The organism is Asaia platycodi JCM 25414 (genome assembly GCF_000614545.1).
In the GTDB taxonomy this organism is placed as follows: Bacteria; Pseudomonadota; Alphaproteobacteria; order Acetobacterales; family Acetobacteraceae; genus Asaia; species Asaia platycodi.
In genome coordinates this window covers 1-20,023 of the sequence record NZ_BAKW01000001.1, presented here as the reverse complement: position 1 = coordinate 20,023, position 20,023 = coordinate 1, and the positions used below count along the sequence as shown (strand labels likewise).

The 20,023-nt window shown below is 59.5% G+C and carries 14 protein-coding genes and 3 pseudogenes; 6 read left to right on the top strand and 11 right to left on the bottom strand.

Annotation, left to right across the window (positions count from 1 at the left end; translation table 11 throughout):
- The first annotated feature begins 24 nt into the window (after window positions 1-24).
- Both JCM25414_RS00085 and JCM25414_RS00080 read left to right on the top strand, forming a co-directional pair.
- Window positions 25-1,242: a phosphoglycerate kinase gene (locus tag JCM25414_RS00085; RefSeq protein ID WP_025840314.1), complete on the top strand. Its 1,218-nt coding sequence runs from the start codon at window positions 25-27 to the stop codon at window positions 1,240-1,242.
- A gap of 354 nt (window positions 1,243-1,596) precedes the next feature.
- Entirely contained in the window at window positions 1,597-1,836 is a 240-nt protein-coding gene (locus JCM25414_RS00080) for a hypothetical protein (protein ID WP_025840312.1), read from the top strand.
- Between the two features lie 17 nt (window positions 1,837-1,853).
- Here the strand turns inward: JCM25414_RS00080 and JCM25414_RS00075 are convergent, their stop codons facing one another.
- The 4 genes from JCM25414_RS00075 to JCM25414_RS15320 all read right to left on the bottom strand — a co-directional run bounded on the left by JCM25414_RS00075 (window position 1,854) and on the right by JCM25414_RS15320 (window position 6,088).
- Window positions 1,854-3,404, bottom strand: coding sequence for a ShlB/FhaC/HecB family hemolysin secretion/activation protein (locus JCM25414_RS00075; RefSeq protein ID WP_025840311.1), 1,551 nt, complete (start codon window positions 3,402-3,404; stop codon window positions 1,854-1,856).
- A 175-nt stretch (window positions 3,405-3,579) separates the two neighbouring features.
- Window positions 3,580-3,936 carry a hypothetical protein gene (locus JCM25414_RS00070; protein ID WP_025840310.1) on the bottom strand — a complete coding sequence of 119 codons (357 nt, stop codon included), beginning with the start codon at window positions 3,934-3,936 and terminating at the stop codon, window positions 3,580-3,582.
- 47 nt (window positions 3,937-3,983) lie between these two features.
- Window positions 3,984-4,271 (bottom strand): hypothetical protein, encoded by a 288-nt coding sequence (locus JCM25414_RS00065; RefSeq protein WP_148300854.1) that lies wholly within the window; start codon window positions 4,269-4,271, stop codon window positions 3,984-3,986.
- 680 nt (window positions 4,272-4,951) lie between these two features.
- Window positions 4,952-6,088 (bottom strand): MFS transporter, encoded by a 1,137-nt coding sequence (locus tag JCM25414_RS15320; RefSeq protein ID WP_051535571.1) that lies wholly within the window; start codon window positions 6,086-6,088, stop codon window positions 4,952-4,954.
- 136 nt (window positions 6,089-6,224) lie between these two features.
- On the opposite strand from JCM25414_RS15320, the gene JCM25414_RS00055 reads away from it, so the two are divergent.
- Window positions 6,225-7,106, top strand: a complete 882-nt coding sequence (locus tag JCM25414_RS00055) for a LysR family transcriptional regulator (protein ID WP_242403185.1) — start codon at window positions 6,225-6,227, stop codon at window positions 7,104-7,106.
- 18 nt (window positions 7,107-7,124) lie between these two features.
- Here JCM25414_RS00055 and JCM25414_RS00050 read toward each other — a convergent pair whose 3' ends face one another.
- The 4 genes and pseudogenes from JCM25414_RS00050 to dapF all read right to left on the bottom strand — a co-directional run bounded on the left by JCM25414_RS00050 (window position 7,125) and on the right by dapF (window position 13,295).
- Complete coding sequence (locus tag JCM25414_RS00050; RefSeq protein ID WP_242403184.1) at window positions 7,125-9,782, bottom strand: TonB-dependent receptor domain-containing protein; 2,658 nt, start codon at window positions 9,780-9,782, stop codon at window positions 7,125-7,127.
- Between the two features lie 538 nt (window positions 9,783-10,320).
- On the bottom strand, window positions 10,321-11,268 hold the full coding sequence (gene ftsY / locus JCM25414_RS00040; protein WP_025840306.1) for a signal recognition particle-docking protein FtsY: 948 nt from the start codon (window positions 11,266-11,268) through the stop codon (window positions 10,321-10,323).
- A gap of 1 nt (window position 11,269) precedes the next feature.
- The gene (mtaB, locus tag JCM25414_RS00035; protein WP_025840305.1) at window positions 11,270-12,514 is read right to left on the bottom strand and encodes a tRNA (N(6)-L-threonylcarbamoyladenosine(37)-C(2))-methylthiotransferase MtaB; all 1,245 of its coding nucleotides are present in this window, start codon (window positions 12,512-12,514) and stop codon (window positions 11,270-11,272) included.
- A pseudogene (gene dapF, locus JCM25414_RS15315) lies at window positions 12,511-13,295 on the bottom strand (diaminopimelate epimerase). The gene mtaB and the pseudogene dapF overlap by 4 nt, the downstream one beginning before the upstream one ends.
- Before the next feature lie 111 nt (window positions 13,296-13,406).
- Here dapF and JCM25414_RS00025 point away from each other — a divergent pair.
- A complete protein-coding gene (locus JCM25414_RS00025; protein ID WP_025840304.1) occupies window positions 13,407-14,033 on the top strand; it encodes a hypothetical protein in 627 nt (208 codons plus the stop codon).
- Window positions 14,034-14,112: 79 nt separating this feature from the next.
- Window positions 14,113-14,760, top strand: coding sequence for a class I SAM-dependent methyltransferase (locus tag JCM25414_RS00020; protein WP_025840303.1), 648 nt, complete (start codon window positions 14,113-14,115; stop codon window positions 14,758-14,760).
- Between the two features lie 102 nt (window positions 14,761-14,862).
- Here JCM25414_RS00020 and JCM25414_RS15310 read toward each other — a convergent pair whose 3' ends face one another.
- The 3 genes and pseudogenes from JCM25414_RS15310 to JCM25414_RS23900 all read right to left on the bottom strand — a co-directional run bounded on the left by JCM25414_RS15310 (window position 14,863) and on the right by JCM25414_RS23900 (window position 18,134).
- A complete protein-coding gene (locus tag JCM25414_RS15310) occupies window positions 14,863-15,648 on the bottom strand; it encodes a sugar phosphate isomerase/epimerase family protein (RefSeq protein WP_242403256.1) in 786 nt (261 codons plus the stop codon).
- A complete protein-coding gene (locus JCM25414_RS23485; protein ID WP_199897544.1) occupies window positions 15,540-15,821 on the bottom strand; it encodes a hypothetical protein in 282 nt (93 codons plus the stop codon). Before JCM25414_RS23485 ends, JCM25414_RS15310 begins: the two co-directional genes overlap by 109 nt.
- Before the next feature lie 152 nt (window positions 15,822-15,973).
- A pseudogene (locus JCM25414_RS23900) lies at window positions 15,974-18,134 on the bottom strand (FUSC family protein).
- 255 nt (window positions 18,135-18,389) lie between these two features.
- On the opposite strand from JCM25414_RS23900, the pseudogene JCM25414_RS15300 reads away from it, so the two are divergent.
- Window positions 18,390-20,023, top strand: a pseudogene (locus JCM25414_RS15300) (DEAD/DEAH box helicase); the annotation flags it as partial.

Here is a 20,023-nt window from a genome sequence, read left to right as displayed (position 1 = left end):
ACAAGAAAAACGGGAGAAAAGGGCATGGCCAGTTTCCAAACGCTCGAAGACCTGTCTCCTGAGGGTAAGCGCGTTCTTCTGCGCGCCGACCTCAACGTGCCGGTGCGCGACGGCGCCATTACAGACACGACGCGCATCGATCGCGTCATCCCCACGATCTGCGAACTCGCCGACAAGGGCGCACGCGTGATCATTCTGAGCCATTTCGACCGCCCCAAGGGTCAGGTCGTACCCAGCATGTCGCTCGCCCCTGTCGCCGAAATGCTGGAATCGAAAATTCAGCACAAGGTGCATTTCGCTTCCGACTGCATCGGGCCGAAGGCAGAAGAGGCCGTCGCCAAGCTCAAGAACGGCGAGATCTGCGTGCTTGAAAACACGCGCTTCCACGCTGGTGAAGAGAAGAACGACCCGGCTTTCACCGACATGCTCGCCCGTCTGGGCGATGTGTATGTGAATGACGCGTTCTCGGCGGCCCATCGTGCCCATGCGTCGACCGAAGGTCTGGCCCATCATCTTCCGGCCTATGCCGGTCGTCTGATGGAAGCCGAGCTGAACGCGCTAACGGCAGCTCTCGAACTGCCGGAACGCCCCGTCGGCGCTCTGATCGGCGGCGCAAAGATCTCGACCAAGCTCGATCTTATCGGGAATGTGCTGGGCAAGGTCGATGTGCTGTTCATCGGCGGCGCCATGGCCAATACCTTCCTCGCGGCTCAGGGCGTCTCTGTCGGCAAGTCGCTGCAGGAAGCCGAGATGCACGAGACGGCGCGCAAGATTCTCGCCCAGGCCAATGACGGCAAATGCGAGATCATTCTGCCGGTCGATGCGGTGATTGCCCGCGAATTCCGCGAAGGGGCCCCTTCGGAAGTCTGCGACATTCATCAGGTGCCTGATGATGCAATGATTCTCGATGCAGGTCCGAAGACGATCGCGCTTATCGAGGCCAAGCTCGAGGGCTTGAAGACGCTGGTCTGGAACGGGCCATTGGGTGCGTTCGAGATCAAGCCTTTCGACACGGCAACGGTTGCGGTGGCACAGAAGGCTGGCGCGCTGACAAAAGCAGGCAAGCTGAAGACCATTGCCGGTGGCGGCGACACGGTCTCTGCGCTGCGTCATGCGCAGGCGGCCGATGAGATGAGCTATGTGTCAACGGCTGGCGGGGCTTTCCTCGAATGGCTTGAAGGCAAGCTTCTGCCCGGGATCGCAGTGCTGACAGATGCTGCGCATAACGCCTTCCCGATCTGATAGGGCCGTACGGGCCGGTTGCATCACGTTTCGTATCGGCGTGATACAATCGGTCCGTCAGGGTTGCATTCCCTTTTTCCGGATGGATACAGTCTTCGCAGCCGGTAACGAGTCCGGTTCTTGCTGCATCCCCACTTGAACCGGAAAAGGGAGCGTTCCCTTGCGCGCCTGTCTTTCTCTTGCCCTGCTTGCCAGTATTGGCCTGAATACTGCTCACGCTTCTGACAACACTACTGCGACGCGTGGCACGGCTCGACATACGCCCTCCGCCTCATCCGGCTGGATGCCACCTCTTCCTACTCTCTCGAACCGACCACCGGCGAGGAACCGCTTATCCGTCAGGCATCCCTGACCGTGAGAGCGCCTGTTTCCATCAGCAAGGATGGTTTCACTCAAGCCCCCCTTCCCGATGACGACCTTGAAGCACCGAAGTCACGCAACAGCGATGACGACGCGAGCCTGCGGGCCGATTTCTTTCAACGTAACCACCATCAGGTTGGCGATGCGCTGACGGGAGGCGCCGGCGCGAATGATCAGAGACGTGGACATGGGTCGATGGCAGCGGGTGTCGCAGTTGCCATCCCGATGAACTGATCGCTCGAAGCGCTTTTTCAGAAACCTGCGATCACATTGAAATCGCAGAACACACCCTTGCTCCCCCGACTGGCAGCCCTTCTGAGGCGCCAGCCCGCATCGACCGTCACATTGAGCGCCCGGTTGATCTTGCTATTCAGATCCGCCCCCACGCTCGCCAGCGTCACGACACGCGGGCCTACTCCCGCAGGATGAACCTGCGAATTATCGCCCCAGTCCCAGAACGCCCCGGCCGTATTGGTGTCCTCAAGCGTGCCGAAACCGAGCGTTTTGCCGAGAGAGAAGCCCGGCGTCGTCACTTCTTCGCTGAAGGTAAAAGCGCGGCTACCGAAAGACGTGTTGACGTAGTAGCCGCGTACAGTGCCCATACCGCCAATCATGAGCTGCTCGCTGTAGAGCAGATTATGGGTCGCGCCCTGCCATGACAGCTTGGTATTTGCCTTGAACTTGCCGGGCAGAGAAAACGCGCGGTTCACCATAAGTCGGTCATAAACGTAATTCGGCTTGGCATTGGGGAAAATCGTCTCGTACCAGCCACGCTTGTTGTAAGCCGATATTCCGGGAGGGCCGTAGACGATCTGATTATTGATCTCGGTCTTGCCCCACGGGTCCTGCAACGAGCCGATAAAGCCCAGTACGAACTGATTGGTCTCGGCATTGGCCAGAATGAGCGGAACCGCCGCGCTGAACTGGTCCGAGATCGTCGATTTCCAGTCGAATCCCGCTTGCACTGTGCCATCGACCCCAAAGCGCGACCCAATTGCCCAATGAGGCAACATGTGCAGCCAGCGGAGCGAAGCCTGCCCCGATACGCCTTTATTGGTCAGGGGCTGATCGGCGACCGGATAGGACACTGAATAACTGCCATAGATCAGCAGCGCATCGCGCGACGTCAGGGGAATTTCCCAGCTCGCATTATGCCCGGTGAAGCGCCCTGAAACGCTGCGCTGAAGCTGATAGGTGAGGATATGCCCGAGATTGAAACCGTTGCCCCATGACACCCCAAGATCCCAGTTGAGGCGCCCGAGTGTCGGATCGAGCTGGTTGTTATAGGCGCCGTAAACGTAAAGCGGCAGACGATCGGCCACTTTCAGATCGACATCGGTAAGGCCGGATACCTGACCGGGGCGATAGACCATATCGACGGTCCGAAACGGATTGGTGTTCAGCCAGCTCAGATCGGTTTGCAGGGAGTCGAGCGAGAGTGTCTGGCCCGGCGCCAGGCCGCTCTGGTTCCGTATAGTTCGCGCAGAGAACCAACGATTGCCCACAACATGAATCGCCCCGACACGGTATTCCATTACGTCCAGATGCAACACGCCCTGATGCACGCGCTGGGGCGGCACACTGACCGTCACGAAAGCATGACCCTTCATGCGATAATAACCGACAACCCGATCGACCAGCGCCTGCATCTGACCGAAACTCAATTCATGACCGATGAACGGCAGAACTCGACGGGTGAAAGCCGGGTCATCGAGCAAGGGCAAGCCCTTTGTGCTCAGTACGCGCGCCTCCGTCTGGCTGGCGATTGTGCCGGCGGGCTGAAGCACAACGGCGCGAAGCAAAGGTACGACCTGCGTTGTCGATTGCAGGGCTTTAGGCGCGAGCCGGGTGTTTTCACCCCAGGGGCAGCACGATCAGGAAGACCGGCGACACCGCTTCCGGCTCCGGGCTCAAGAAGCGATTGCGCTTTTGCACTGAGCGGGAAAACGGCGAGGATAGCGCAGCAGACAAAACGCCTCATCGCGCTTTGCTCTCGCCATCAACCGCTTGCGAAGTCAGGCTTGGCTCGGCGTGGTCGGGCTGCGCGACGGTGAGCACGATATCGCCATCCGCCAGAGGAGTGACCTGATTCGCCTCCCGCAGCCCGTCGCGATTACCTGCCAGCGCGAACGCATTACCACCGGCAGAAGCCAGGGTCGCCGCCGCGTCACGGATCATGGCGCGCTTGTCGGTGCCACTCACCCGGCAGGGAACAGGCAGCACATAAACGCCTGAAGGACCGAAAGAAGCATTCATCGTGGCAGCAGGACGCAGAACAGGGGACTCACCGGCCTCGTTTACGTCAGCCGGACGCTGGGCACTGACCCCGATCATGACCGTTTCACTCTTGGAGGCACCTGATCCAGCGCCTGCGCTGCCATTCAGCGCTGGCTCAGCTGGGGCGCCGCCCGCCACGAACTGCCCCGCCGTGACAGAAGCAGGCGCAGGGCAGCCACCAGAAACAGCCTGTCCATCAGGCCGATAACCACAGCCTGCGGCGTCACGCGATAGACAACACCGCCCAGCCCCAGCTCCTTCTTCACGGGAGAGGGACGGTTGCCCACTACACTATCGAGAGTCGCGTTCGCCGAAGCCGACGCGCGCGCACCTGGCGCAAAGCCACCAGCCGCCTGCGCATTTTCTGCCCGTTGGGCCAGACAAGACGACATTATCGATGGGGCAGAAAGCACCATCGAGACGAGCAGGCATGTCGATACAAGAAGACGAGAACAGAGAGGCAGCTGCATAACACCGGAGAAAACAGGGACAGATCACAACCACGTATCACCAAATAGTGATTCTGTCGTTTCTTTCACCGGCTTCGCGGACCATATGATGATCTCCCTGCGATTCTGGCACAGGCTTATGGGCTACGTTCTTTCAGACAGAGCGCATCGAACACCATCGTTCACGCTTGATCATTTATATCAAACTGTCCGGTGTCCCTGATCCAATGCAGTGTTGCGGGTCCAAGAGCAGTCTGACCCAACGATACGAAGTCGCAACCAAATCCGTTTTATACAAAACTGGAAACTTGCGCGCTTACGAACAGAATTTGAGAATGCGTAGAAATTGTCGCCTATGAAAGGCAGATCCTTCTTCGGGATCTCCGACAAGAACGCCTTTTGTCTTATCAGGCAGGTCTTTTTGCCAAGACAGAGTGAGATGGGGACAAATCTGAGCGAATCAGGCGCGCAGGCAAGCTGCTGCAACACCGTCAGGCACGAACCCACGGAACAGCCATATCGTCTGCTCATACCTCACGTCAGAAACAGGGCGCGTCATGATTACCTCCCTTCATCGACAGAGGCTGATCCCTGTCGAGGGATCAGTTGCTTTCCGTTGCCGATCAGCAGCGCGACAAACGCGGATATCCCGACACTCGCCCAAAAGGGCGCAGTAATTGAAAACCGGTCGAGCAGTATCCCGCCGATGAGGGAGCCTGACAGAATGGAGCCTGAATGGCCGCGACCATGAGGCTTCCTGCCTCTTCGGAGTAATCCTGAACGGCATCGGCAAGCCAGCTCATCCACAAAACGGACATGGCCGTATTCATGCCTCCCCAGACAAGCAGACAGATTGCCGTGAAAACGGGCGATGCCCCAGACGTCAGCAAGGCCAGCGTGCTGGTCCCCATGACGAGCGTGGGAAGAAAGAGCAGGCCGTGCACACGCACATACCGCACCAGACGCCCTGCTGCCCAGCTTCCCGGAAATCCGGCCAGGCCGAGGGCCAGAAACAATAGGGTCAGAAGGACGGAATCGGCATGATTGCGCCACTCAAGAAAAGGTCTGAGATAGGTGAACATGGTGAAAGCCGCTCCCCATGAAAGCATGACCGCTACAAGACCTTCTCTGAAAAAAGGCCTGCCGAGCACAACTCCAAGGGCGACGCCATGACGCTCGGCGCGGACAGGTAGAGAAGGCAGGACACGCCATTGCCAGACGAGTGTTGCCACGATCAGCGGAACAAGAAGCCAGAACACCGCTCTCCAGCCCATCAGGCCACCCAGCAAGGCACCGGCAGGAGCACCGAGCGCCGCCGCAATAGCCTGACCGCCATACAGAATTCCCAGTGCTTTCGGAATATCGGGAGCCGGGACCAGCCGCATGATAACGGTGGTCGCCAAAGACCAGAATCCGCCTACACAAACCCCGAGCAAGGCCCGTGCCAACAAAAGAACAATAAATCCCTGTGCGACCGCCATGAGAAACTGGGACAGCAACAAGCAGACCGTCAGCCCCAGCAGAATCTTTCTTCTATCGATACGACCGATCAGAATAGTGAGAGCCAGACTTGCGCCTACGGCAAAGAAACCGCTCAACGATACAGACTGCCCTGTCATGCCATTCTTTGCATGCAACGTCTGCGCGATAGGCGTGAGCAGGCTGACCAGCATGAATTCAGCCATGATCAGCAAAGCAACGCAGGCAGCCAAAGCGTAAACAGCACTGCCAGTCTTGGGTGAAGAGGATATTTCACTCATCGGGCTTCTCCTTGCACAGGCAGGATAGAAGAAGCTCATTGATGCGATTATCATGAATAATCGGCATGCTGTGATCGTCAGCGTCGATTAATTACAACGTCCAGCGATTGGGGTCTCCCAGATGCAACAGATCGATTTGGCTCGTCTTATCTGGCTGCGTCTGATCGTAACGACAGGAAATTTCACGCGAGCCGCCGCCCAGGCAGGGGTCGCGCAATCAACCTTGAGCCATGGCATAAGTCAGCTTGAAGAACGGCTCGGCGCCCGCCTTCTGACACGCCCAACGCGCCATGTGGCTCTGACCGAGACCGGAGCCCGGTTTCTGACCCGTATTACGCCCCATCTCGAAGGACTTGAGACGGAAATCGCTACAACGCGTCAATTACGAGACCAGCCATCCGGGTCCTTTCGTCTCACTCTCTCCCAACATGCCTATGAAACCGTTGTCTGGCCGAAGCTCTGTGCGTTTTTGAAGGCCCAGCCTGGCATCCGGCTCGAGTTTTCAATCGATGATGGCTTTCGCAATCTTGTCACAGATCGTTTCGACGCCGGCATCCGCCTAGGGGAAAGCGTTGAAAAGGATATGATTGCCGTCCGCATTGGGCCTGACTGGCGGATGATCGCAGTCGCCTCACCCAGCTATCTTGCCCATCATGGGGCCCCCAATCACCCTCATGACCTCTTGCGTCATGACTGCATCAATATGCGCCAGCAATATTCTGGCGGACTTTATGGATGGGAATTTGAGAGGAACAAAAAATCAATCACGTCACGCGTCGATGGCCAGCTGACTTTCAACTCGTCCTATCCAATGATCGAGGCTGCCGCCGAAGGGCTCGGTATTGCTTATGTGCCCGAAAACGTGGCCTTGCCTGCGCTCTTAAACGGCACGCTTGTTCAGGTACTTGATGAATGGTGTCCATTTTTTGACGGATATTTTCTTTATTATCCGTCGCGCCGGCAGCAAATACCGGCGTTCCGGTTGCTGGTCGAGGCGCTTCGTGAAAAGCGCCCCTGACCTGCTCCATGACAATGATCAGAAGCTTATACCGGCCTGCAGGAAGGCATAGCGGCCGACAATCAGGCTGCCGTACTGATAGATATTGGTGTTGGTCGCAGCATCCATCACGAAAGGCGGCTTCTTGTCGAAGAGGTTGCTGACACCGGCTTCGAAATTCCAGCGGTTCAGGCGATAGCCCAGCGTAATATCATGGGTGAAGATACCAGGCGTCTTGTACTGGCCAGCCGTTTTCGCCGTCAGATCGGTCACGCCGTTATTCCACACCATGCCGCCGATATAGCGCATCATGTAAGTAAAGCTGAAATCGTCATGCTGCCACGTCGCCTGGGCGTAATCACTTACCCGCGGCTGACCGCTGCCACCAGCATAGAACAGGCGTCCGGTGTAGTTATACCACTGACCATTCGGCACGTTCTGCTGCAGATAGCTGACAAGCTGCTGCATGTTGTTCGACACATTCAGGGAGTCATGCGGCGTCAGGCGCACATGATAGTCGAGATCGAAATCGATACCGCTCGTGCGGATCCCGCCCAGATTCTGATAAAAGGCATTGACCGAAGTGAGCTGCTGCGATGTGGAACGCGCGGCAATCGCGCCGCAATTGCTGGTATCAGCACCCGTATAGCACTGATCGAGAATATACTGCGTGCCGAGCGTGCTGATCGTGTTGTTCAGCGAATAATGCCAGTAGGTCACGGAAGCCGACAGACCCGGCACCCAGCGCGGCGTTACAACCGTTCCGATCGTATAAGTGCGCCCGCTTTCGGGCTGCAGCTTGGCATTGCCGCCAGAGATGGTCGGCACCTGTCCGGTGTTCTGTGGTACGAAGGTCGCCGTATTGATGCCTTCACCGGCACAACGTGCCTGCACCGCAGCGGCCTGTGCACCATAGCTCGAAACCGCGCTGCACGGATCGTAAGCCGAGGGATAGCCAAGGCTCTGGCCGCCATAAAGCTCGTACACGTTCGGCTGACGATAGGACGTGCCCAGCGTGGCGCGGAAGCGGATATCGCGCACCGGTGCCCAGTTGATCGATACCTTCCAGTTCTTCGTTGAACCGAACGTGTTGTAATCGGACCAGCGGCCCTGTCCGTCGATCGTCAGATCCTTGGCGAGAAACGCATTCTGAAGCAGCGGAATCTGCCCTTCGGCATAGACTTCGTTCACGTTGAAGCCGCCGCCGCTATAGCTCGAAGCGTTGCCCGTCGAGTCACCGCTCACCACGATCGGATCGGGCTTGCTGCTCAGCTGCTCGCTGCGATGCTCCATGCCGAAGGCCACGCCGACATTGCCACCATGCTCGTAGGGCATCTTGACCAGTTCGCTATTATTGATGCGCAGATTGAAGTCGCGCAGCTGATATTCAGCGTGGTCGTGCTGGGTGAACTTGCCGTAGGCCGCAGCCTCGGGCGAAAGTGGGGCCAGCGGGTTGGACAGCACACAGCCGGGCTGGCTGGTGCAGACCGTCGGATCATAGACGATCTTGCTGCCCGGATTAGTGGGGTCGAGCTGGCGCACACCTGTCATCTGCAGCAGATGGCGATAATTGCCCATGTTCTGCGTATTGGCGGTCCAGCGGCTCTGACCGTAGGTCATGGAGGCGTCATATTCCCAGCCACGCCAGATCTTGCCCCTGGCGCCACCGATAACGGTCCAGGTATCCGTCGCGTAATCCATTTTACGCGGGCCGAAATCATTCATGCGACGCGACATGACCGCGTCCTTGCCCCAGATGTTGTAAGGGCTGCCCGCCGGAATGGTCCATGACGAGAGAAGCGGCGAAGGCTTGATACCGCCCGACACAGGGGACGCCGCCATCTGGCGCGCTGTGGTCGTGTGGCTGTAACGCACATTGGCGTAAGGCTTGAAATGACTGTCGACGTCGTAATGCGCATCGCCTGACAGCGCCGAATTCTGGTTATAATTCTGCACCATCGTGTCTTTGGCAAAATTATAGCGATCGGCATTACTGTAGCGATGGAACGTACCATCGCCGTTAGATACCAGATTGGTGCCGGTAACCGGATTGGTCACGCGGCCAGCCGGAACGATCGACGACCCATAGAGAGGTGTGCCGGTAACCGGGTTGCTCTGCTGCGGGTTGGCTGCCCAGGCACGATCCTGGCTCATGATACCGCCGGACGTGTTGTACTGGCCGAACAGGGTGACGTTGCCGCGACCATGGTCGAAATTGAAGCCCTTCATGGCCGAAAGCAGGCCGGTCTTGGCATCGCCGTATTGCGAGATGCCACCACGCATGGTGATCGTGGCTTTGGTCACATCATGACGCAGCTTGATGTTGATCACGCCGGAGACGGCATCTGCACCGTAAAGCTCCGAACCGCCATCCTTGAGCATTTCGACGCTGGCGATTTCCTCGATGGGGATCGTATTGAGATCGACGCAGGACGTTGCCGCGTTAATGGCCGTTCGCTTGCCGTCAATCAGGATGAGGACGCGCTTGGAGCCGAAATTGCGGATATCCGTGCAGCTCACGCCACCGCCGCCATTGGTCTGCTGATTGGGCGTGCCCGACGAGCCGACAGAAGGCAGGCGCTGCAGGTAATCACCCAGCGACGTCGCTGAAGTCTGCTGTATCTGCTTGGCAGTAATGACCTGAACCGGGTTAGCCGAGCTGTTGTTCGAGCTACGCAGATACGAGCCCGTTACCATAATCGTCTCAGACTTGGGCGAAGCTGCTTTGTCTTGACCAGGGTCTTCTTCTTCGTGGCAGTGGCGTCCACAGGAACATCCGCGGCCAGAGCGCCAGAGGCGGAAAGACCGGCCACGGCTGTAAACGTCAAAAGGAAAGATCTGCGCAGGCTCAACGCCATCGTCTACAAGCTCCATACGTAACGACAATCAATCGAAACGTAACGCTTACATAACGATGAAAAGATGAGTGCGACGAAAGATGTCTGGTTTGTATCGAAACTTAAAACTTATTTGAAATCAGCATTTTTCGTTAATTATACGTTATAGAACCCAGCATGTGGCCTATACTCGTTGCGAAAAAGACACGATTTCCGGATTCTGTAACGAGAATCATGCTAGGCGTTTTACGCTCTAGCGTGCTGCAAGGGTGACTAGGATTTCGCCCGAACGGATGCAAAAAAAGCGCCAGAAACAAACTCTGCCGCCTTGCAGGAAACAACGTCGACCAGGCCGCCCCCGACATGCGAGCCGGGACAGGAGGCGAAGGGCGCGAAACTCATTCCTGCGGGCCTTCGACAAGATGACTGGCCAGATCGGCACCAGCACCTCCGACCAGCCCGCGCGCATAATCCTGTGCCGAGAACGGTCGCAGATCCTCGACCTGCTCGCCAACACCGACCAGATGCACGGGTAGCTTGAACGCATCAGCGAGCGCCACCACGATGCCACCACGCGCCGAGCCATCGAGCTTGGTCACGATAAGCCCGGTGACATTGACGAGTTCACGAAAGACTCTCACCTGCTCCATCGCGTTCTGCCCGGTCGTGGCATCGAGCACGAGAAGCACCGAATGCGGCGCCGTTTCGTCGAATTTCTTCATCACGCGGATGATCTTGGCGAGCTCTTCCATGAGCGCGCCCTTGTTGTGCAGACGCCCTGCCGTATCGACAAAAAGCAGATCCGTACCCGCCTCGCGCGCCTGCTTGATGCCCTCATAGGCAAGACCGGCTGCATCTCCGCCAGGTTTACCCGCAATGACCGGCGCACCAGTGCGCTCACCCCAGACCTGCAACTGCTCGACCGCGGCAGCGCGAAACGTGTCGCCCGCCACCATCATGACCGAGCGCCCCTGATCGCGGAACCATTTGGCCATCTTGCCGATGGTGGTGGTCTTGCCGACGCCATTGACGCCAACCACAAGCACGACATGCGGCTTGTGCTCTGTCTTGAGTTCGAAAGGCTGGGCGACAGGCTCAAGCACATTGGCGATCTCTGTCGCCAGCGCCTCCTGGATCTCCTCAGTCGTCACATTGCGTCCGAAGCGCGAATTGCGAAACTCCTCGATCACGCGTCCCGCCACGGCAGGGCCGAGATCGGCGGCGATCAATTCGTCTTCGAGTTCCTCCAGCGCCGTCTCATCGAGATAGCGATGGGTAAGAGCCGCGTTGAGCTTCTGCGTCGAGCGCGTCAGCCCCTGTTTGAGACGTGAGAAAAATCCAGCCATGTCAGTTGATCTCTGCTACCAGCCCGGCTTCGTCAAGGGTATGGGCCCTCAGGGTGAGGCGTGTGCCCCGCTCAGCCTGCCCGCCCTCGACACGCACCGGCACGAAATGGGCCGAATGTCCGCGCTCCGGCCCTTCCATCAGAACATCGAGATCGCGCCCGATCATGCCCTGCCAATAGGCGCGACGATTGGTCTCGCCTGCCTCACGTAATGCCGCCGCCCGCGCCTGACGCTGCGCATTCGGCACGCTGGGCATGCGCGCTGCCGGAGTGCCGGGGCGCTCGCTATACGGAAAAACATGCAGGTAAGGCAGCTTGTGACGGGTGACGAAATCGAGCGTTTCCTGCGCCTGTGCCTCGGTTTCGGTCGGGAACCCGGCAATCAGATCGGCGCCGATCGCGATATCGGGGCGCAGCACGCGCGCTTTCTCAATCAGTGACGCCGCATCCTGCACCGAATGCCTGCGCTTCATACGCTTGAGCACCATATCGCTCGCCGCCTGAAGGGAGAGATGCAGATGAGGCATAAAGCGCGGCTCTTCGGCGAGCAGAAACCACAAATCGCGATCGACCGAGGCCGGATCGAGGGAAGAAAGACGCAGGCGCGGCAGGTCCGGCACCGCCTCGAGTACGGCGCGACAGAGCGTGCCCAGAGCAGGCGCGCCATCAAGGTCACGCCCCCAGGAAGCAATATCCACGCCTGTCAGGACGATTTCATGATGCCCTGCCGCGACGAGCTGACGTGCACGGGCAATGACCTCGTCTACAGGCACCGAGCGCGAGGCGCCGCGCCCATAAGGAATAATGCAGAACGTGCAGCGATGATCGCAGCCCTGCTGCACCTGAAGCAGGGCACGCACATGACCGCCCGTCTCGGCAACGGGCGATGCCGGAGCGGGCGGCGCCGAAAGAATATCGGCAACCCTGCTTTCCTGCTTCAACGCGTGCTCAGACCAGCTTGCCGCCTCGAGCTTTTCAGCATTGCCCATGACCTGAGCCACACCCGGCAGGCTCCGCCAGTTATGCGGGGCAATCTGGGCTGCACAACCCGTCACGACAATACGCCGCGACGGGTCTTCACGATGCGCCCGCCTGATGGCCTGACGCGCCTGACGCTCTGCGCTTGTCGTGACGGCGCAGGTATTGACTACCACCACATCGTCCAGATGGCCGGTCAGGGCCTGCATGCGTTCACTTTCATGCAGGTTGAGACGACAACCGAAAGTCAGAAGCTTCGCACCGCTCATGCGGGAAACTGCCCCTCGAAGACATGCGTAGCGGGGCCGATCATCAGCACATGATCGTCTTCCTCTCGCCAATGGATATACAGCTGCCGCCATCCATCGTCACCTTGCAATGTCGATCCAGCAGACCGCGACGCACGCCATTGACCACGGCAGCGCAAGCACCGGACCCGCAGGCGAGTGTCAGCCCGGCGCCACGCTCCCAGACGCGCAGGGTGATGGCATTACGCGCGGTGATTTCCGCGCAGCCGATATTGGCCCGTTCGGGAAAAAGCGGATTGCGCTCGAGGGCGGCGCCGTCGCGCCCTGCGCGCTCAACACCATCGAAAAAGGTCGCATGGGGATTGCCCATCGAGCAGGCGGCTGGTCCACCGGGCAAAGGCAGTTCAAGCGTGTCCATCTCGCTCGCCAGCGGCACGTTCTGCCAGTCGAGAACGGGGCGCCCCATATCGACGCCGATTTCGCCTTCTGCCGTCACGAAACTCGGCAACAGACCGGCGCGGGTCTGAAGCACGGGCGCGCCACCCACCAGAGCAGCGACGCAGCGCGAGGCATTGCCGCAAGCCCCGGCCTCGGATCCGTCGGGATTGAAAAACCGCACCATCACGTCAGCGCCCTCGCGGTCAGGGGCATCGAGCAGCACAAGCTGATCGCAGCCGACGCCAAAGCGTCTGTCACAGATCTGCGACATAGTATGTAATGTCGCATCGAAAGGACCGTGGCGTCTGTCGATAATGACGAAGTCATTACCCAGGCCCTGCATCTTATGGAACCGGATCATCATGGCCGCTGTTATAGAGGGTCCGCGCCGTTCCGGCACGGGGAAACCTCCGGTTTCATATCGTAAATTTTCATACCGACGCGTCGCCTGAGGCGGCGCAGGAATTCAAGATCCATGTTCATCGCGCCCTATGATACGCCCGCCATTGCACGTCACCTGCGTCTGATCTGGTCGTGTCTGGGCATGAGTCGCGAGGAACTCGGAACCTGCCTGTCGCAAATTCCATCCGGGTCCAATCTGCTTGTCGGTCAGGCAGATATCGACTGGCTGCGCCTAAACGCTCCGCGTCATAATCTTCTGTGCAAGACCGAAGCCGGTATCGATCGTCTGCGCCCGGATGGCAGCGTGGCCGAGACGATGGCGCTTTACGAGCATTGCCTTCCTTCGCAGATTGCCGATCATCCAGCTCGATCCGTCGTGGCTCTCGATATCGTTCTCCACGAGAACACGGAAGAAGCGTGGGAAGATGCCGAAACGCTGATCGCGGATGGGCTGCCATCTCAGATCGCCGCATCGGCGCTGATCGGTACGCCGCAGGAAATCGCCCTTCGTCTGAACGATTATCGCAAGCTTGGCCTCTATGATGTCATCCTGACGGCCCCCGCTATCCGTGCGCCCTACAGGGCAGTGAGCGAAATCCTGTTGCCGCTTCTGCGTCAGCAGGCCATTCCGATGGACACCCATGCCCGCGTCGCAGGCATTTCGAACGGCCCGTTCGAGTGGCACGGCGCTGCTCTCTGACACCCGCCTGACTTGACGACAAGGGATGAGGGTTGCATCCCCAGCATCATCCCTCGTTGAGACAGACAGGACATTATCCATGGCTGACACGCCTTCGGGGCTGCATCCTGCGGCCTTTACCCGCGCCAATAGCGATCCCGATCGTCTGTTCTACGCAGGCAGGAGCGATTCGACCCAGATGGATGCTGGCGCCCGTACCGCCGTGACTGCGCTCTACCAAACCACGCTACCGGCCTCGGGAATCATTCTCGACCTCATGGCGGGCGCGCTCAGCCATATTCCGCCAGAGGCCAGCCATGAGACGGTGATCGGTCTCGACGTGAACAAGGCCGCGCTCGACAGCAACACGGCGCTGACCCAGCGCCTGGAGCAGGATCTCAACGAGACACCGCAGATCGACCTCCCCGATGAGTCGCTCGATGCCATCTGCCTGTGCGACGGCTTTGCCTATCTTACCGATCCTCTGGTCGTGCTGAAGGAGCTCAACCGCCTTCTCCGCCCTGGCGCGCCGATCATCATCACCTTCTCGGATAATTTCATCCCGCAAAAGGCTGTCGCGCTCTGGCAGGCGCTCGACGCCGCAGATCGCACGAGGCTGATCACACTTCTGCTGGACCGTGCGGGCTTCGGTGAGCTCGACACAGGCGAGGTCGTTCCGCCCGAAGACCTGACAGCCTGGAACGACACGGTCCACGCCGTCATCGCCCGCAAAAAGCTCGCAGCCTGAATACATCAGGGCTGGTTGACTGCGTTCGATTTCACCCGCTCGGCTGGGTAGAGACTCAATCGAGCGGGGAGCGTCTCCCTCCCCGCTCGCATCAGAACCCGGTCAGCATTCAGCCTGGATGAAACCGCCCAGAGCAACGGGCATGATCTCGCGAAGCAGGGTGACGGATTTGGTCAGGCCCTCGATCGGGTCGAGAAGCGGGTCTTCATGTTCGATGGAGAGCCACCCATCATAACCGACCATGCGCAGACGATAGCAGAATTGCCGCCACCAGAGCGTGTCATGGCCATAACCGAGCGTCAGATATGACCAGGCCCGGTCGGACGGATGGCCCAAGGGCCCGTTTTCGAGATTTGTAGTCGCGCCGCGCCGTGCCTCATTAAATCCGGCATCCTTGGCGTGAACATGACAAATCGCCTCACCGAGGGCGTCGATCGCCGCAATCGGGTCCCCGCCCATCCAGAACATATGGGAAGGATCGAGATTAGCACCGATCATCGGCCCGAGCGCTTCACGCAAGCGAAGGAAATTCGGCACGTTATAGGCCCATTGCCCCCCATGCAGCTCGAGCGCAAATTGTGTCACGCCGCATTGCGGGGCCATGTCGAGCAGCTTTTCCCAATAAGGCAGAAGCCGTTCCCTGAACTGCCACTCTTTGGCAATTTGTCCCTCAGGCGGCCAGGAACTGACCACCCAGTTGGGCAGACGGTCGCCCTCCTGCCCCTCGGGCAAGCCCGACATGGTGCAGATTTTTGTAATGCCCAGATCGCCAGCCAGCCTCACCGTCTCATGAAGCTCTTCGCTCTGCCTGCGATCGACGGGGTGAAGCGGATTGCCGTTGACGTTGAGCGCAATGATCTCGAGCCCGCGGCTCTCGAAAGCTTGCAGAAAGCTTCGGCGGGCGGCAGGCTCTGCCTGAGCTGAGGCAGATCGATATGGGGAGCCTGTGACCAGCCCCCCGTATTGATCTCTACCCCCGAAACGCCCAGCGCTGCGGCCTGATCGAGCATCTGGTCAAAAGAGAGAGCCCCGAGACTGTCAGAAACAAATCCGATCTTCATGACGCGGTCACCATTCCTGTGAAAGCGGGCCGCCCTGCGGGCAGCACCGTGCAACACGGGAATTTATATTCTCATTCGAGACAAGAATCGGAACATTAATTCGTTATTTTCCTATCATATGGCTGTGATCCCTCTGTTATTACCGGTGTCTTTCAGTTTTGCCGGGCGCGCGCCTGTTGCAGGGCATGACGAAAATGCCTGTCATCCAGCCATAACTGGTTGCCCGCCCATTCATGCTGAACGACCATCAGACTTCCCAGCGCTTCCGAATAGGTCGGGTGGTCTGTGACATCGGCAGCGCCTGCTTGTTCTCGCAAGGTCGCAATGGCCATCTCCAGCCTCGCGGCAAATGCTGCCTCCTCCATCGTCGGGGTACGCAAGAGATGCGGTCCGAGCCCCCTGAAGAAATTTGCGAGAATGACCGACAACCCGGCGGGCAGGCCAGGGCGCAGGGCGAAGCGGCGCAGAAACAGGAGATTGCGCCCCAACGTCATGACCGATAGCAGGCCGTGGAGATTGAGTTCCATGAACGGTGTCAGCTGCGTGCCCGCATAGCGGATGACCCTTTCCATGCCCTGCGTGATCAGGCCGATCCAGCGGTTCTCCGCTGGCAGACGGCGCCCGGGGGCGCAGATGCGCTGCACGCCATGCAGGGCACGCCTCCTGAGCAGCACGCAGACCTGATGAATATTGAATGGCAGAATGCAGCGAAACACGAGCACACCGGCCCCGAGCCCGAGTAGCAGGGCAATGGTGGCATTGAACCAGGTCAGCTCATCCATACGGCTGTGATTATCGAGGCCGATAAGCGCGGGCAGAAATGTATTATAGGCACCCGCCGCCGTGGCGGTCGCCGGATTACGCGCAGCAAGACCACCGATAAACATCAGCGGCGCGAGGGCCACAATCAGCGCCTCGAACCCCGAACCTGTGGGAATCAGGAAGAAAACGGGCAGGATCGACGCCACAGCAGCCAGACAGGCGCCGTAAAAGAACCGGTTGCTGACCAGAACCGTATTGTCGGTCTCGCAAAGCGCCCGACTACCACTGCAATGAAGGAGATGAACGACGCCCCCTGCGGCCAGGCCGTCACCTCCCAGACAAGGCCGGCCAGACAGATGGCAGCTGCCGAGCGCATGGCGTTATGAAAGGCCGCGTGGAAATGCATTACACGGCGTAGCCTGAAGCGCGACGGTGTGACGGCCTCGGTCGGACGCGCTTCGAAATAGATCAGAAGAGTCTCGTATTCTTCCAGAATGAGGCGGAGTCCGTGCAGGATGATGCCGTCATCCGGGGTGAAACTGCCGCCGCCTTCCGGATCCGTTTCTGATTGTCGGTAGAGAATGTCGTAGCGCGACTGGAGCGCCGCCAGATCCTGCCTGAGAGCGGCAAGCGCACCCGCATTGTCGAGACGTTCTGTCAGTCCCTTGATGAAACCCGCCACCTCATGCAAGGCGGTACGGGCTTTGTCTGAAACGACGAGCGTCGTTGAAAGCCGCGCCTGCATGCCCAGTCCGCGCGAGACGATTTTCGACAGAATGCCGATGGTCGCATAGGCACAGGCCACGGCGTGATCGCTTCGACCGACCTCCACCACCGTAAATTCGAGCTGCTCATTGAGATTGAGCGTGCGACTGAATACCGCACGGATGGCCTTTTCGGACGGCGCGGCACCATCGAGCACGTCGCTGATCACCAGAGAGGCCGCACCGATGCCCTCGATCAGCCAGCCCCGCATGGCGCGACGCGCCTTGACGGCGAGGGATGCGGAAAAGACCAGCCCCGCCACCATCTCGCACACCACGCCCAGCACAATATAGGTACCGCGCGCCATGGCGATCTCGAACACATGGTCCGGTGCGCTCGAAGCACTTGTAGCGATAATGGCGCAGGTATAGGCGGCGAGAACGAAGGCGTAGGCGCGGAAGTCTGCAGAAGCGTCGCAAGACCTGTGCAGATGCCCGCCCAGAGAGCGAGGGCCGGAATGAACAGCCAGGGAGCCTGCGGAAAAGCCGAAACCAGCGCCACCGCTCCGATCATACCGAGCAGCGTGCCGACCAGCCGCCACCGCCCCTTGGAAAGGCTTTCGCCGCGTGAGCCCTGCGCCGTGATCCAGACCGTCATGGCGGCCCATTGCGGCTCGCCAAGTTCCATCCAGAAGGCGATACCGAGGGCGAAAAGGGACGCAATCGTGTTGCGCAGGGCGAATTCGAACGCATTTCCGCTGGGGGCGAAAAGCCACTTCAACGGCCAGGAGCGCCCCCGCAGGCGTGCAAGCGCGTCATTCTGACGAGCGAGGAAATCGGCGATCATGCCGGGCGTCTTACCCGAATTTTAGACTTGGTATGAAGGCAATCGCTTCAAATCGTCTCTGCTTTCCCATATATTAGGTAAATACCGGGTCACATCTCGAAGAGAAGCGTTTTCAGCCTCGCTGCCGTTTAATCCTAGATTTAAGCCCGCATATTCTCTATTGACCGCCTTCCTAACGCCGCGAGCCACGCTTGTAACAGCGCAGCCCCGTAACGGCGTTCTCTCTTCGCAAGATCCTGATCGAGTCCGAACCGCATGCCTTTTCCCGATACCGTCCCGTCTCTCAGTCGCGCTCTGGCGGCACGCGGATATGAAACGCCGACCGCCGTGCAGGAAGCCGTGCTGCAGCCGGGCCTCGAAACACGGGATCTGCTCGTTTCCGCACAGACAGGATCCGGCAAGACGGTGGCCTTCGGCCTCGCCTTCGCTCCGACGCTCATTCCTGAAGGTAGCGAACGCCTGCCGCCCGTCAACAGCCCGATGGCGCTGGTGATCGCACCGACGCGCGAACTGGCCCTTCAGGTGCAGAGCGAGCTTCAATGGCTCTATGCAGAGACTGGCGCCCGTATCGTCAGCTGCATTGGCGGCACCGATGCCCGTCGTGAAGCGCGCAACCTGTCGAATGGCGCCCATATCGTTGTCGGCACGCCGGGCCGTCTGTGCGATCATCTGTCGCGCGGCGCTCTGAACCTGGCCGATCTGCGCGTCATCGTGATGGACGAAGCTGACGAAATGCTCGATCTGGGCTTTCGTGACGAGCTGGAACAACTTCTCGACGCTGCTCCGGTCGAGCGCCGCACGCTGCTTTTCTCGGCGACAATCGCCAAGGAAATCGCCAATCTGGCGCGCCGCTTCCAGAAGAATGCCGAGCGGATCAATACCGTCTCGACCTCTAAGCAGCATGACGACATCACCTATAAATGCGTGCTGACGTCACCGAACGATATCGGTCGTGGCATCGTCAACGTGCTGCGTTTCTACGAGAGCCCGACAGCCATGCTGTTCTGCAACACCCGTGCCATGGTCGCACAGGTGCAGGCCGCTCTGGTCGAGCGTGGCTTTGCTTCGGTCGCCATTTCAGGCGAAATGGGTCAGAACGAACGTTCGCGCGCTATCGAGGCCCTGCGCTCGGGCGTGGCCCGCGTCTGCGTGGCTACTGACGTCGCTGCGCGCGGCATCGACGTTCCGGCGCTGTCTCTCGTCATTCACGCCAACATGCCAAGCGAAGCCGCAACCCTGCTGCATCGCTCGGGCCGTACCGGCCGAGCAGGCCGCAAGGGTACCTGCGTGGTCATGGTGCCGCTGAGCCAGCGCCGCAAGGCCGAACGTCTGCTCACCATGGCCAAGATCAGCAACGCTGAATGGGAGAGCGTCCCCTCGGCCGATGCGATTCTCGAGCAGGACGCCAAGCGCCTGATGGAAGACCAGACGCTGTTCGCACCGTCAGAAGCCGTCGAAGACGTGCTGGCCGCACAGCTCGCCAATGCCCACGACTCGCATCAGCTCGCGACCGCTCTCGTGCGCCTCTACAAGAGCCGTCTGCCGAGCGTCGAGAATATCCGCCCCGTCAACGTCGAAGCCCCGGCGCGCGGCATGCGTGACGATCGCGCCCCGCGTGAATTCACTGGCCGCGTCGATCGCATGGGTGGCGAGTGGTTCAGCCTGGCCATCGGACGCACTGAGCGCGCGACCCGAAATGGCTGGTGCCGCTGATCTGCCGCCTGGGCGGCGTGACCAAGAGCGAGATCGGCGCGATCCATATCGATACGGATCACACCCTCTTCGAAATCGCGCCCGACAGCGCCGAGCGTTTCCGCTCCTGCGTTGCCGGTGCCGATGCCGACGAAGCCAAGATCGAGCCTGCTTCGGCCCCGACCGGCCCGTCTGCC